The organism is Methylosinus sp. C49 (genome assembly GCF_009936375.1).
Taxonomy (GTDB): domain Bacteria; phylum Pseudomonadota; class Alphaproteobacteria; order Rhizobiales; family Beijerinckiaceae; genus Methylosinus.
The window spans coordinates 2,505,260-2,517,858 of record NZ_AP022332.1 but is presented as its reverse complement, the minus strand read 5'-3'; the positions used below and the strand labels follow the sequence as shown (position 1 = coordinate 2,517,858).

The following is a 12,599-nucleotide window of genomic DNA, read 5'->3' as shown; positions in this document are numbered from 1 at the left end:
CGGTTTCAAGCGACGCGCGTCGCCTCGAAGGCCGGAACCTCGCGCGAAAAAGCGTCCAGCCAAGCGAGGAGCGCGGGATATTTCGCGCGCCAAGCGCCTTCGAAACGCAGATCGAGATAGCCGAGCGCGGCGGCGACGGCCACATGGCCGATCGTCACCGGGCCGGCCGGCGGAGCGGCGTCGAGCGCCGCGAGCGCGCGGTCGAGCTTTCCGGTCTGCAACGCCACCCAATCGGCGGAGCGCAGAGCCTGCGGCCGCATCGCCTCGTAACGGATCAGCAGCGCGGCGTCGTTCATGCCGTCGCCGAGCGATTGCAGCGTCTGCGCCGCGATCCGTTCGGCTGGATCTTTCGGTATGAGCTTGCCGCCGGCGAGAAGATCGAAATATTCGCAGATCACGCGGCTGTCATAGATGGTCTCGCCACCGTCGAGGATGAGCACCGGCACCTTGCCGAGTGGATTTTGCGCGCGCAACGAATCGTCGGGATTGGTCGTGTCGGCGCCGACGAGCTCGACGCTCGCGCCGAAGCCGAGCAGCTCGGCGACGATGCGGCACTTGCGGGCATAGGGCGAAGCCGCGGAATAGCGTAGAATGGGCATTGGCTCCCTCACGTCGAAAAAGGCGTCGTCGAGCAATAGGACGTAACGAAGATGACCGCCAGTCCCGAAGAGATCGCCGCCGGCCAAGCCGTCTACACGCCCGCGGTTCTGCGGCTCTACGATCTTCTGGTGCTCGGCCTCTCCAACCGCTTCATCTGGAAATGTCCGACGCCGCGCCTGCGCGCGCTCTATGACGCGCATGTGTCGGGCAATCATCTCGATGTCGGCGTCGGCACGGGCTATTATCTCGACCATTGCCGCTTTCCCGCCGCCGCGCCGCGCGTCGCGCTGATGGATTTGAACCAGGACGCGCTACGCTTCGCGGCGGCCCGCATCGCGCGCTATTCGCCGGAGCGCTATCGCCGCAATGTGCTGGAGCCGATCGCCTTCGACGCGCCGAAATTCGATTCCGTCGGCGTCAATTATCTGCTGCATTGCCTGCCGGGCGCGACAGCGGAAAAGGCCGTCGTTTTCGACCATCTGAAGCCGCTGACGAATGACGGCGCCGTCTTTTTCGGCTCGACCTTGCTGCAAGGCGGCGTCGAACGCTCCGGCGCGGCGCGGCGGCTGATGGACTTCTACAATCGCAAAGGCGTGTTCTCGAATAGGAACGATGATCTCGACGGGCTGCGCAACGCGCTCGAGCGGCGCTTCCGCAATGTCGAGATCGACATCGTCGGCTGCGCCGCCGTGTTCGTCGCGCATGATTGACGGATCGCGCGAGCCTTTCGGCTCGCGCCTCCGACGCCGTCACTCGTAGATCGCGCTCAGCACCACATGGAACTTCGCGACCGAATTGCCGATATTCTTGACCTCGTAATGAATCTCGGTCTCGTCCTTGGTGTCGACTGTCTGCGACTGCGGGAAAGGCTTGACCTCCGTCACCGTGTAATGACGCCAAACGCGCGTCACCTCGAGCGAGGTGTCCTGGTTGAAGCCGGTCGCCGTGCTGCCGGTGGCGAAAGGCACGGCCTGCGCGTCCCACACGGCGTTGAAGGGCGAGGCGTTATTCCACCAGCCATGCACCGTCGCGCCGGGCGCGAGGGTGAGCTCGGTCTTGGTGTCGATGAAAAGCACTTTGGACATTTTCAATCTCCTATCTGAAACCGTCGCGTGAAATCATTGCGATCGGATGCAGAGAAGATTAGTCGCGGCGCGTTCTCATCGCCGTGCGCGCGAGCACAGAGCGCGCTTCAAAGAATCTCGCCATAGAGCGCGGACAGCGGAAAGACGAGGCCGGGCGGATCGAGCGTGATGTCGCCGTCATGAACAACGCGCGTCAGAATATCGCTCCCCTCCCCGCGACGATGATGAATCACCAGCGGCGAATCTGGATCGACAATGAGATAATGCGCGACGCTCGCGATACGAAAATAGCCGACGAGCTTGCCGAGAGCGTCATTGCGCCCTGTGGAGGGCGAGAGCACCTCGACGACGATGAGAGGCGCTTCGACAAAAAGCGCGTCCGGCGGAAGCTCGGGTCCGCAATAGAGCTGCGCGTCGGGCTCGAAGACGGTCGTCGCATCGACGCGCACAGCCATTCCATCCGGCAGCACATGGCACGGCGCGCCCGCGCGGCGCACAGCGTCCTGGAGAGCGCGAGCGGCCGCGAGCTTTGCCTTCGCGTGGGCGGCTCGTTCCGCCGCCTGAGCGAGAACTTCACCATCGACGAGCTCGTGTCGACCGGGCTGTCCTTCGGCCCAGACGACGAACTCCTCGGCGGTCATTTTCATCTTCGGAAGAGCGCTCATGGGAGCATCCTAGCGGAATGGCGCTTCTGGCGCCATTCGGGGGCGTCACCCCTTCAGATCGTCGAAGGGCACCATCACATGCTGACGATAGGCCGGCCGCTCGCAGAGGCGCGCATACCATGCCTCGACATTGGGGAGCGACGGCCGCTCTATGTCGAGCGAGAAATAGCGAAACAGCGTTGTTCCGGCGGGAATGTCGGCGAGCGTCGGCTCGTCCCCGGCGAGGAAAGGACGATCCGCGAGCCAGCCGTCGAGAAATCGATAATGCTGCGCGCAGCGCGCGACGGCGGCGTTGATCGCCGGCCAGTCGCGCTTTTCCTCCGGCGTGCGGTAATAGCCCATGAACACGCCGTCGACGAAGGCCGGCTGCAACGTCGTCTGCGCCCAATCCATCCAGCGATCGGGGAAGGAGCGCGTCGCCGGATCCGCCGGCCAGAAGGCCTCGCCGCCATGGCGCGCGGCGAGATAGCGCAATATGGCGTGAGATTCCCACACCACCACGCCTTCGTCATCGATGACCGGAATGCGGCCATGCGGATTTTTCGCGCGAAACTGCGGATCGTCCAGCCCGCCGAAAGCTCCGCCGAGCGGCACATGGGCGTGATCGAGCGCGAGCTCGCCGACGAGCCACATGACTTTCTGCACATTGAAGGAGTTGCGCCGTCCCCAGATCGTGAGCATGCGTTGGTCTCCTTCTTCGGCAATCTCGGCGTTGCGGCAATCTAGCCCGAGGCGCAGGCGCGCGCCATTGACGTGGGGTTGCGTTTATCGAAGCCGCGCAGCTGCGCGCGACGAGAGCAATTCATGAAAACAATTTGCGTTTCGCCGAAAATCTCCCCGGCGAAACGCGCTTCTTTCGGCGGCGACGAAGGCTCAGGCGGTCTCGCCGCCTGTCTCGCCGGCCGCCTCGTCCTCGCCGGCGTCGGCCAAATGCTCGACCGAGACGACACGCTCGCCCTCCGCCGTGTCGAAGACGATGACGCCCTGCGTGCCGCGGCCAGCTATGCGTATGCCCTCGACCGGGCAGCGGATGAGCTGGCCGCCATCCGTCACCAGCATGATCTCATCGCCGCGGCCCACGGGGAAGGAGGCGACGAGCTTGCCGTTGCGGGCGTTCACCGCCATGGCGGCGATACCTTTGCCGCCACGTCCGGTGATGCGATATTCGAAGGACGAAGAGCGCTTGCCGTAGCCGTTCTCGGAGACGGTCAGGATGATCTGCTCGGCCTGCTCCATCTCGCGATAGCGCGCCTCTGTCAGCTCGATCGCGGTCGAAGCCTCCTCGGTCTCCGCCGCGCCCTCCTCCACGCCTTCCGCTCCGGCGTTGCGGCGCTGCGCGGCGGCGCGCTTGAGATAGGCGGCGCGCTCGTCGCCGACGGCCTCGAAATGCCGCAGGATCGACATTGAGATCACGCGATCGTCGCCAGCGAGCGCTATGCCGCGCACGCCCATGGAGGTGCGGCCCTGGAACACGCGCACGTCGCTGACGGGGAAGCGGATGCACTGCCCCTCGCGCGTCGTCAGCAGAATATCCTCCTGCTCCGCCGCTGTGGCGACATCGACGATGGCCTCGCCTTCGTCGAGCTTCATGGCGATGATGCCGGAGCGCCGCACATCGGAGAAGTCCGAGAGCTTGTTGCGGCGCACCGTGCCGCCCGTCGTCGCGAAAATGGCGTCGAGCGTCGCCCAGCTCGATTCGTCCTCGGGCAAAGGCATGATGGTGGTGATGCGCTCGTCCTGCTCGAGCGGCAGCATGTTGACCAGCGCTTTGCCGCGCGCCTGCGGCGCCGCCAAAGGCAGACGCCAGACCTTTTCCTTGTAAGCCCTGCCGAGCGAGGAGAAGAACAGCACCGGCGTATGCGTCGAGGCGACGAAGAGGCGCTGGACGAAATCTTCTTCCTTCGTCTGCATGCCGGAGCGGCCCTTGCCGCCGCGCCTTTGCGCGCGATAGGTGGAGAGCGGCACGCGCTTGATGTAGCCGGCGTGCGAGACGGTGACGACCATATCCTCTCTGGCGATAAGGTCCTCGTCCTCCACATCGCCATCGCCATCGACGATCTGCGTCCGGCGAGGCGTCGCATAGGCCTCCTTGACCGCGATCATCTCGTCCTTGACGATTCCGAACAGCTTTTCGCGCGAGCGCAGAATCTCGAGATATTCGGCGATCTCGGCGGCGAGCTTGTTCAGCGCTTCGGCGATCTCCTCGCGGCCGAGCGCGGTGAGGCGCTGCAGGCGCAGCTCGAGAATAGCGCGCGCCTGCGCCTCGGAGAGGCGAATGGTTCCGTCCTCGGCGAGCACATGGCGCGGATCGGCGATCAGCGCGACCAGCGGCGCCATATCCTTGGCCGGCCAGGCGCGCTCCATCAGCGCCTCGCGCGCGGCGGCGGCGTCGGCAGACGTGCGGATGAGGCGAATGACCTCGTCGATATTGGCGACGGCGATGGCGAGGCCGACCTGCAGATGCGCGGCGTCGCGCGCCTTGGCGAGGCGGAATTTGGTGCGCCGCGTGACGACGCTCTCGCGGAAATCCACGAAGGCGACGAGAACGTCCTTCAGCGTCAACAGCTCGGGCCGGCCGCCATTGAGCGCGATCATATTGACCGGGAAGCTCGATTGCAGAGCCGTATGGCGCCAGAGCTGGTTCAGCACCACATCCGCCACCGCGTCGCGCTTCAGCTCGACGACGATGCGCATGCCTTGGCGATCGGATTCGTCGCGGAGATCCGAAATCCCTTCGATCTTCTTCTCGCGGACGAGCTCGGCGATGCGCTCGATCAGCGCGGCCTTGTTCACCTGATAGGGAATCTCGGTGAAGATGATCGCCTCACGCTCCTTGCGGAGCGTCTCGAAATCGGCCTTGGCGCGCATGATGATCGAGCCGCGCCCGGTCGTATATGCGTTGCGAATGCCGCCGCGGCCGAGAATTGTCGCCGCTGTGGGGAAGTCCGGGCCGGGCACGATCTCCATCAGCTCGGCGACGCCCATGTCGGGCCGGTCGATCAGCGCTATGGCGGCGTCGATCACCTCGCCGAGATTATGCGGCGGAATATTGGTGGCCATGCCGACGGCGATGCCGCCCGCGCCATTGACGAGGAGATTGGGGAAGCGCGCCGGGAGAACCGTCGGCTCCATCTCCTTGTCGTCATAGTTGGGCTTGAAGTCGACCGTGCCTTCGTCGATATCCTCGAGCAGGGCCAAAGCCGGCTTGGCGAGGCGCGACTCGGTGTAGCGCATGGCCGCGGGCGGGTCGTTGTCGACAGAGCCGAAATTGCCCTGGCCATCGATGAGCGGCAGCCGCATGGAAAAGGGCTGCGCCATGCGCACCAGCGCGTCATAGATCGCGGCGTCGCCGTGCGGGTGATATTTACCCATGACGTCGCCGACGATGCGCGCCGATTTTACATAGGGCTTATCGGGCGTATGGCCGTTCTCGTGCATGGAGAACATGATGCGGCGATGCACGGGCTTCAGCCCGTCGCGCACATCGGGCAGCGCGCGGCTCACGATCACGCTCATCGCGTAATCGAGATAGCTGCGCTTCATCTCGTCGGCGATCGAGACCGGGCGAATGTCTGAGCCGGGCGTCGGAGGCTGCGTGTCGTCTGTGTCGTTCTCGGCCAATGGCTCGCCAATCCGCTTCGATCGTCCCGCGCTCCGCGGCGAAATCCTGCCGCGGCAAAGTCGCGCCGGCTCTGGGAAAGAGCGCTTCTCGTCGTCGTCCCGTCTCGCCGACAAAGGCGAGGCGGCTGCAGAGTCCGCCACTCGGGAGAGCGGCGGGACGTGGAGATCGCGCTCGCAGGACGTTTCGAGCGAAGCGCGCCGAGGCGGCCCTGGCGGCAGCCGTCGACGACGCTCGAAACCGCCATTTTTCTATAGGCGATTCTCGGCGGCGACGCCAGTTCGCCCCGGCGCGCCGCGCCGCAGTTCTGCTCGAAGAAACACGGGTTTAGAAAAGCTCTTCAAATCTCTTTCGATTCATTTTCGGATTCTGGCGTCAGCTCTGCGCCGAGCGCAGCCTGCGTCGCGCGTTCATGACGATCGTCCGCGCGCTGGCGTCGCCGGGCTCCAGCAGTTCCAGCCCGTCATCCTCGCTCGAATCCCAGGAGTCGGCCGTCCGTCCCCGCGCCTCCGAATCGACCAGGGCGATCACGCGATTGGACTGCGCCGCCGCCGGTTCTCGCGCGGTCTTGCCGCCTCCGGCGAAACGAGCGCGCAGAGCGGTCGCGACCTCGGCCCAATCCATCGTCTTCGGCTTTTTGGCCTTTTTGGGCGCTTCCTGCGGCGCAGCTTCTGTCTGTGGCGCGACTTCCGCAGCCTTCTTGCCGCGCAGCGCGGCGAATTTGGCGAGGATCGGCTCGAATTTCGCGTGCGCGGCGACGAGCGCAACGGCCAAACGGCCCGCCGGCGCCGCTTCGCCCTCCTGCGGGACGGCGGCTTTCGAGGCGAGGGGCTCGGCCGCCTTGGCGACGGCGGGACCGCGCCGCAGATATTTCGTCACGAGCAGGCCGCCGAGCGCGACAGCGGCGACCAGCGCCTGCCAGAGAGCCATCGGCGATTCACCTTCCTCCTGCGCTGGCGGCATAGCCTCCGCGCTCGGAGCCGGAGAGGCTTCCGCCGCCGGCGCCTCCTTCGGCGCGTCGGCTTCGGCCTCGGGCGTGACGGCTCGCTCGGCCGGGGCCTCCGCCTTCGCCTCGACAGCGGCGGCCTCTGGCGCGGCAGGCGACGCGATCTGAGCAGCCGGCGCGGCCGCCTGCGGAGCGCTCTCGGCCTGGGGCGGCGCGATCGGAGCCGGCTCGGCCGACGTTGCGACGACAGCCTGCTCCGGCGCCTCGGCGAAATCGGCGATCGGCGCATTCTCGAAGGTCGGCAGCGGTTCGCGCAGGAAGACCGGGACGGCAGGCGTCGGCTTCGCCGATTCGGCCGGAGCCGCGACAGCGATCTTGGGCGCCTCGACGGCGAGAGCGGGAGCCGCGGGCCGTTCGGCCGGACGCGCCTCTTTCCCGGGCTTCGCCGCGACGAGCGGCGCGAGATTCACGATGATGTCGTCATAGCCTTTGCCGCTGGGAGCGCCCAGTTCCTCGATTCGCACGGCTTCGGGCGCAGGGCGCGCGTGCGAGCGGCGCGGCTCGGCGGCCGCGCATCCGATATCGGCGGCCGCGGCCGCCAGCATCAGGCCGCCAGCCGAAAGGCGCGTGAACGGCGTGAAATTCGACCTCATCTGCGAGCTCCGCTAGAATGACGAGGCTCCAGCTTGCCTCGCGGAGCTGAACAAAGCCTTAGCATTGCGATGAACGAAGCGTTAACGCGCGCATTCTACGATTCGTTCACGACTGGTTCACTGGCTTTGGCCGATGCTCGCGTCCTCGCTTCGCAATCCAATAGGAGGAGACAAATGAAGCTGAAGCTCGCTTTCGTCGCCATTCTGGCGCTCGCCGGCGTCGCCGCGCCGGCCGCCATGGCCATGCCGCTCGCGCCGCTGACCGAGGCCGCCGCCGCCCCGCTGACGCAGGAAGCCGGCTGGCGCTGCGGTCCTGGCTGGCACGCCGATCCGTGGGGCCGCTGCGTGCCGCATCGTCGTCCGCCGCCGCCCGTCTATGGTCCGCGTCCGGGATACCATCCCCCGGCCTATGGCCCGCGCCCGGGCTTCCGTTGCGGCCCTGGCACGCATCCCAATCAATGGGGCCGCTGCGTTCCGAACCGCTGGTGATCCGCCGCGGCGCGCGGAGCCGAGGATAAACTCACCGAGCTCTCGCCGCGCGCCGCGCGAAGTCTTCCCGACTGTCGCTCAAAGTCTTGCCGTCCGCCGACAAGTCCTGTATGAGCGGCCTTCTCACGTCGACGCCGAGCTTTCGGCGCCGACGTCCGGGGCCTCGTGGCGGAGTGGCTACGCAGAGGACTGCAAATCCTTGTACGGGGGTTCGATTCCCTCCGAGGCCTCCAGCCCCTTCCCTCGCTTTCAGACCGATTGGCGGATCGAAAGGCGCTCCGACGCGAGAATGCGTGCGCGCTAGGTCGGCGTCGTCCGTGTCGCGTCGCGAGCGAGCCCGAAGGCTCGCGCTCCGAGGGCGCTGGACCGCTACAGCCGTTCGACTATCAGCGATTTCTCGAGAGCGCTGAGCTTCTCGGGCAGATCGGCGACCGTATCGGCGAGAGCGGCGGCGAGCAGGCTCTCTGCGACGTCATGCTTATATTCGTCGAACACGGATTCCAGCGCGTCATAGGAATCGTCCTGAATCGGCCGCGCCAATGCGATGCTCGTGTGATCGTCGACCGATTGCGCGAGGCGATCGAAACGCGCGCGGGTCGTCTCCGGCAGCATGGAGAGGACAGCTCGCTCATAAGCGCCGTCGAACATGTCGCGCAACGCGAGCAGCTCACGCATCAGTCGATAGAGCTCTATGACCTCGGGGCTGCTGGATGCTCGGAAAAGTTGATCCATCGGAAATCCTGCTCTCTTGAATTCAATAATTTCGAATTCAACCCGGTTCGGAACGCTTGTCAAGGTTGCGTTTAGTCCGGCGCACGCGCATCACGGCGCCGTTACCCTCCGATGATGGCGGCGCTTGATCGCATCGATCTCCTCCAGCATCGCCTTCAGCGCGTCGATCGCCTCGCGCTCCTGCGCGGAGAGCTCGCATTGCGGATGAAAATGCGCGAGCAGAACGGCCATTGCGTCGCCGATCCGGCCGAGCTGCTTGCCATAGCTGCCGACGTCGGCGAGCACGTCCTCTTCCACCTGTGGCGCGCTCGAGCGACCGAGATTTATGTTGATGAGGCCGAATTGCCCGCCATAGGGGCTGAAAACGGCGGTCCATGGATTGATGGTCTGGGCGACATCGCCCGAAAGCGGAAGCTTGAAATTTGCCATGAGAGCGTCGCCTCGTGAAATGAAACGAAAGCCGAGCTTAACCCTTTTTCACGAATCGGCCAGCGGATGCGCGAGCTTCTCGGCGCGCCGACGCGATGCGATCCACAGAACCAGCGAGCCCAGCAGAATAGAGGCGGCCGAGCCCGCCAGCACGCCGATCTTGGTGGCGCGCATCGCCGCCTCGTCCGACTCGAAGGCGATCTGGCCGATGAAGAGGCTCATGGTGAAGCCGACTCCGCAGAGCACGGACACGCCATAGAGCTGGACCCAGCCGGTCTTGGGGGGCCGCGAGGCGATTCGCGTGGCTATGGACAGGGCGACGGCCGCGAAGACTCCGAGCTGCTTGCCGAGAAAAAGTCCGAGCGCGACGCCCAGAAGAATGGGAGCGCCGGCGGTCGCCAGATCGCCGCCGCCGAGCGCAACCCCCGCATTGGCGAAGCCGAACAGCGGCAGCACGATAAAGGCGACGAACGGTCCGATCGCATTCTCGAGCCGGTGCAGCGGCGTATGCTCCTCCGGGTCCGGCCCGGAGAGACGCAGCGGAATCATGGCCGCCAGCAGCACTCCGGCCAGCGTCGCATGGACGCCGCTGATCTGCACGAAATGCCAGAGCGCCAAGCCGAGCAAAAGATAGGGCGTGAGAATCGTAACCTCGAAGAGATTGAGGCCGAGCAGCAGGAACAAGGTCACGCCGGCGCCGAGCATCGGCGGGGCCGCCGGCTCGCCTGCATAGAACACCGCAATAATGACGATCGCGCCGAGATCGTCGAGAATGGCGAGCGCGGTGAGAAACACCTTCAACGCGCCCGGCACGCGGTCGCCGAGCAGCGCCAGCACGCCGAGCGCGAAAGCGATGTCGGTGGCCGAAGGAATCGCCCAGCCGCGCGCCGCCGGGGAATCGGCGTTGAAATAGGCGTAGATCAGCGCCGGCGCGGCCATGCCGCCGAGCGCGCCGACGCCGGGCAGCACGCGAGCGGACCAATGGCGCAAATGGCCGTCGAGCAGCTCGCGCTTGATCTCGAGGCCGACGAGCAGGAAAAACACCGCCATCAGCCCATCATTGATCCAATGCAGCAGCGAGTGCCCAGAGATCGGAGTCTCCAGCAGGCTGTGATAGGATTCGGCAAAAGGCGAGTTGGCGAGCGCGAGCGCCACTGCAGCGCTCGCCATCAGCACGACGCCGCCCGCCGCCTCGCTGGCGAGGAAGCGACGGAGAGTCGAGGGCGTGGCGTGATGCAGGCGTTGTTTCATAGCGAGCGTTGTTTCTCGGCGGGCGCCGCCCAAGGTGAGAAGGACGCGCCACACTTGAGCGATTTGCATCGCTCTGGCAAGAAAATCCGGCGCGGCCACGAGTCGCCCGAATATGCGCAGGCAGGAGACGCAACATGACCCTCTTTCGCGCTATCGGCCTCATGTCCGGCACCTCGATGGACGGTGTGGACGTCGCGCTGCTGGACACGGACGGCGAAAAGCGCCTCGCCTTCGGCCCGACCGGCTTCTTCCCTTATTCGGATGCCGATCGCGAGATGCTTCGCGCCGCGCTCGCCGAGGCGACGCGCCTCACGGACCGAGCCGCCCGGCCCGGCGCGGTCGGGGCGGCGGAGCGCCTCATCACCGAACGCCATGCCCAAGCCGTCGTGTCCTTCCTGCGCAACGAGAGGCTCGATCCGGCCGGCGTCGACATTTTGGGGTTTCACGGGCAGACCGTGCTGCATCGGCCACAGAGCCGGCTCACCGTCCAGATCGGCGACGCATCGTCGCTGGCCGGTCGGCTCGGCGTCGATGTCGCCTATGATTTCCGCGCCGCCGATGTCGCCGCCGGCGGCGAGGGCGCGCCGCTCGCGCCGGCCTATCATCGCGCTCTGGTTGCATCGAGCGGGCTCGAGGGGCCGGTCGCCGTCATCAATATCGGCGGGGTCGGCAATGTCACTTTCGTCGATGGCGACGCCGAGCCCCTCGCCTTCGACACTGGCCCCGGCAATGCGCTGATCGACGATCTGATGCTCGCGCGCACCGGCTCGCCGGTCGACCGAGACGGCGCGACCGCCGCCCAGGGTCGCGTCGACGAGTCGATTCTGCAATCCATGCTGCTTCATCCATTTTTTCGGAAAGCGCCGCCGAAGTCTTTAGATAGAAACGACTTTTCATTTCGAGCAACAGATGAGCTTTCGCTGGGGGACGCGGCCGCGACGCTCACCGCCTTCACCGCGGCCTCCCTCGCTCTCGCCTTTTCGCAGACGCCCGCAGCGCCGCGGCGAGCGATCGTCTGCGGCGGCGGCGCGCATAATCCGACGCTGATGCGCGCGCTCGCCGACCGCCTGCCCTGCCCGGTCGCCACAGCGGCGGAGGTCGGCTGGATGGGCGATGCCATAGAGGCGCAGGCCTTCGCTTTTCTCGCAGTGCGTGTGCTGAAAGGCCTGCCGCTGACCTTCCCCGGAACCACCGGGGCGCCCGCGCCGACCAAGGGCGGCGAGATCGCCGCCGCGCAGCGCGGCCGCCGCGCCGTCGGCTGAGGGACGATCACTCGAGCTTTCGCCGCCTCTTTCATTCCGCATTGAGGGTTTCGTCGTCAAATGCGCGATATGAGAAGGAGGAAGCATGACCGAGACGATTCAGCGTGACGAGGACGCCCCCGCCTGGCCGAGCCGGCGCAATCTTCTGCTCGGAGCGCTCGGGGCCATCTCCGCCGGCGTCGGGGCCGCGGTCGTCGAGCAGGTCTGGAAACGCAAGGACCTCTCGGCCCGCTTCTTCAACACACTGTCGATCGAGGCCTTCGATCTGCCGCCGACGCCGGGGCTGACCTTCGCGGACGGGCGGGCCATGCCGGGTTTCGGCGCCGCCGATCTTGCGGGCAAGCGCTCGCTCCTCTATCTCTGGGCCTCTTATTGTCCGAGCTGCCGCGCCGAGCATCACCTTTTGATGGCGCTGGCGCAAAAAGGCGTCGCCATCTACGGCGCCGATGTGAAGGACGGTCCGGCCCACGCCCGCAGCTTTCTCGCCGAGCACGGCAATCCTTTCGTCGCCGTCGGGCAGGATCAGCGCGCCTTTCTACAGCGGGCCCTGGGCGCGCGCGGGGTTCCGGCGAGCTTCGTGGTGACGCCCGGCCCCAAAATCGATGTCGCGATCCTCGGCCCGATAGACGAGACCGCGATCACGACGCGAATTTTGCCGGCGCTTGCGAAAAGCGCCTGACGACGCTCGGAGCCGGGACTGCGCGAGCCGAGCGAAGGCTCTGAGCGCATTGCCAAAAATTTATAATATTAAATTTTGTTCACAAGTAGATTTGCGCTTCGTCCGCAATATTGCGAAAAATTAACTTGAGATCGGACCGCATAGAGCAGAGCCTTCGCTCGCTCCCGCCGGTTTGCGGCTCGCGTTTTC

General features: G+C 65.8%; 13 protein-coding genes and 1 tRNA gene. 5 read left to right on the top strand and 9 right to left on the bottom strand.

From position 1 onward, the window contains the following. Nucleotides 1-5: 5 nt before the first annotated feature. On the bottom strand, nt 6-599 hold the full coding sequence (locus GYH34_RS11955) for a glutathione S-transferase N-terminal domain-containing protein (protein ID WP_161913771.1): 594 nt from the start codon (nt 597-599) through the stop codon (nt 6-8). Between the two features lie 51 nt (nt 600-650). On the opposite strand from GYH34_RS11955, the gene GYH34_RS11950 reads away from it, so the two are divergent. Then, a complete protein-coding gene (locus GYH34_RS11950; RefSeq protein WP_161913770.1) occupies nt 651-1,310 on the top strand; it encodes a class I SAM-dependent methyltransferase in 660 nt (219 codons plus the stop codon). A 39-nt stretch (nt 1,311-1,349) separates the two neighbouring features. Here GYH34_RS11950 and GYH34_RS11945 read toward each other — a convergent pair whose 3' ends face one another. From GYH34_RS11945 to GYH34_RS11925, 5 genes are all read right to left on the bottom strand, one after another. Continuing rightward, nucleotides 1,350-1,685 (bottom strand): hypothetical protein, encoded by a 336-nt coding sequence (locus GYH34_RS11945; protein WP_157234926.1) that lies wholly within the window; start codon nt 1,683-1,685, stop codon nt 1,350-1,352. A 107-nt stretch (nt 1,686-1,792) separates the two neighbouring features. Beyond that, on the bottom strand, nt 1,793-2,350 hold the full coding sequence (locus GYH34_RS11940; protein ID WP_161913769.1) for a Uma2 family endonuclease: 558 nt from the start codon (nt 2,348-2,350) through the stop codon (nt 1,793-1,795). 45 nt (nt 2,351-2,395) lie between these two features. Continuing rightward, entirely contained in the window at nt 2,396-3,031 is a 636-nt protein-coding gene (locus tag GYH34_RS11935; protein WP_161913768.1) for a glutathione S-transferase, read from the bottom strand. Nucleotides 3,032-3,223: 192 nt separating this feature from the next. Beyond that, nucleotides 3,224-5,971 (bottom strand): DNA gyrase subunit A, encoded by a 2,748-nt coding sequence (gene gyrA / locus GYH34_RS11930; protein ID WP_161913767.1) that lies wholly within the window; start codon nt 5,969-5,971, stop codon nt 3,224-3,226. Between the two features lie 373 nt (nt 5,972-6,344). Then, on the bottom strand, nt 6,345-7,568 hold the full coding sequence (locus GYH34_RS11925; protein ID WP_161913766.1) for a hypothetical protein: 1,224 nt from the start codon (nt 7,566-7,568) through the stop codon (nt 6,345-6,347). A gap of 174 nt (nt 7,569-7,742) precedes the next feature. Here GYH34_RS11925 and GYH34_RS11920 point away from each other — a divergent pair, with 174 nt between their 5' ends. After that, nucleotides 7,743-8,057: a hypothetical protein gene (locus tag GYH34_RS11920; protein WP_161913765.1), complete on the top strand. Its 315-nt coding sequence runs from the start codon at nt 7,743-7,745 to the stop codon at nt 8,055-8,057. A 159-nt stretch (nt 8,058-8,216) separates the two neighbouring features. Beyond that, nucleotides 8,217-8,290, top strand: a tRNA-Cys gene (locus GYH34_RS11915). Nucleotides 8,291-8,426: 136 nt separating this feature from the next. Here GYH34_RS11915 and GYH34_RS11910 read toward each other — a convergent pair. The 3 genes from GYH34_RS11910 to nhaA all read right to left on the bottom strand — a co-directional run bounded on the left by GYH34_RS11910 (nt 8,427) and on the right by nhaA (nt 10,469). Beyond that, the gene (locus tag GYH34_RS11910; protein ID WP_161913764.1) at nt 8,427-8,789 is read right to left on the bottom strand and encodes a hypothetical protein; all 363 of its coding nucleotides are present in this window, start codon (nt 8,787-8,789) and stop codon (nt 8,427-8,429) included. 90 nt (nt 8,790-8,879) lie between these two features. Continuing rightward, nucleotides 8,880-9,218, bottom strand: coding sequence for a hypothetical protein (locus GYH34_RS11905; RefSeq protein ID WP_161913763.1), 339 nt, complete (start codon nt 9,216-9,218; stop codon nt 8,880-8,882). A 48-nt stretch (nt 9,219-9,266) separates the two neighbouring features. Beyond that, entirely contained in the window at nt 9,267-10,469 is a 1,203-nt protein-coding gene (gene nhaA, locus GYH34_RS11900; protein ID WP_161913762.1) for a Na+/H+ antiporter NhaA, read from the bottom strand. A 134-nt stretch (nt 10,470-10,603) separates the two neighbouring features. Between nhaA and GYH34_RS11895 the strand changes: the two genes are divergently transcribed. Both GYH34_RS11895 and GYH34_RS11890 read left to right on the top strand, forming a co-directional pair. Continuing rightward, on the top strand, nt 10,604-11,731 hold the full coding sequence (locus GYH34_RS11895; protein WP_161913761.1) for an anhydro-N-acetylmuramic acid kinase: 1,128 nt from the start codon (nt 10,604-10,606) through the stop codon (nt 11,729-11,731). 85 nt (nt 11,732-11,816) lie between these two features. Further along, nucleotides 11,817-12,410, top strand: a complete 594-nt coding sequence (locus GYH34_RS11890; RefSeq protein WP_161913760.1) for a redoxin family protein — start codon at nt 11,817-11,819, stop codon at nt 12,408-12,410. The last annotated feature ends 189 nt before the right edge of the window (nt 12,411-12,599 follow it).

What these genes read in the sequence shown, in the direction of transcription:
- GYH34_RS11945 (WP_157234926.1), bottom strand. Translation starts at nt 1,685, where the DNA reads ATGTCCAAAGTGCTTTTCATCGACACCAAGACCGAGCTCACCCTCGCG.
- GYH34_RS11910 (WP_161913764.1), bottom strand. Translation starts at nt 8,789, where the DNA reads ATGGATCAACTTTTCCGAGCATCCAGCAGCCCCGAGGTCATAGAGCTC.
- GYH34_RS11950 (WP_161913770.1), top strand. Translation starts at nt 651, where the DNA reads ATGACCGCCAGTCCCGAAGAGATCGCCGCCGGCCAAGCCGTCTACACG.
- GYH34_RS11955 (WP_161913771.1), bottom strand. Translation starts at nt 599, where the DNA reads ATGCCCATTCTACGCTATTCCGCGGCTTCGCCCTATGCCCGCAAGTGC.
- GYH34_RS11940 (WP_161913769.1), bottom strand. Translation starts at nt 2,350, where the DNA reads ATGAGCGCTCTTCCGAAGATGAAAATGACCGCCGAGGAGTTCGTCGTC.
- GYH34_RS11890 (WP_161913760.1), top strand. Translation starts at nt 11,817, where the DNA reads ATGACCGAGACGATTCAGCGTGACGAGGACGCCCCCGCCTGGCCGAGC.
- GYH34_RS11895 (WP_161913761.1), top strand. Translation starts at nt 10,604, where the DNA reads ATGACCCTCTTTCGCGCTATCGGCCTCATGTCCGGCACCTCGATGGAC.
- GYH34_RS11905 (WP_161913763.1), bottom strand. Translation starts at nt 9,218, where the DNA reads ATGGCAAATTTCAAGCTTCCGCTTTCGGGCGATGTCGCCCAGACCATC.
- GYH34_RS11920 (WP_161913765.1), top strand. Translation starts at nt 7,743, where the DNA reads ATGAAGCTGAAGCTCGCTTTCGTCGCCATTCTGGCGCTCGCCGGCGTC.
- GYH34_RS11925 (WP_161913766.1), bottom strand. Translation starts at nt 7,568, where the DNA reads ATGAGGTCGAATTTCACGCCGTTCACGCGCCTTTCGGCTGGCGGCCTG.
- nhaA (WP_161913762.1), bottom strand. Translation starts at nt 10,469, where the DNA reads ATGAAACAACGCCTGCATCACGCCACGCCCTCGACTCTCCGTCGCTTC.
- GYH34_RS11935 (WP_161913768.1), bottom strand. Translation starts at nt 3,031, where the DNA reads ATGCTCACGATCTGGGGACGGCGCAACTCCTTCAATGTGCAGAAAGTC.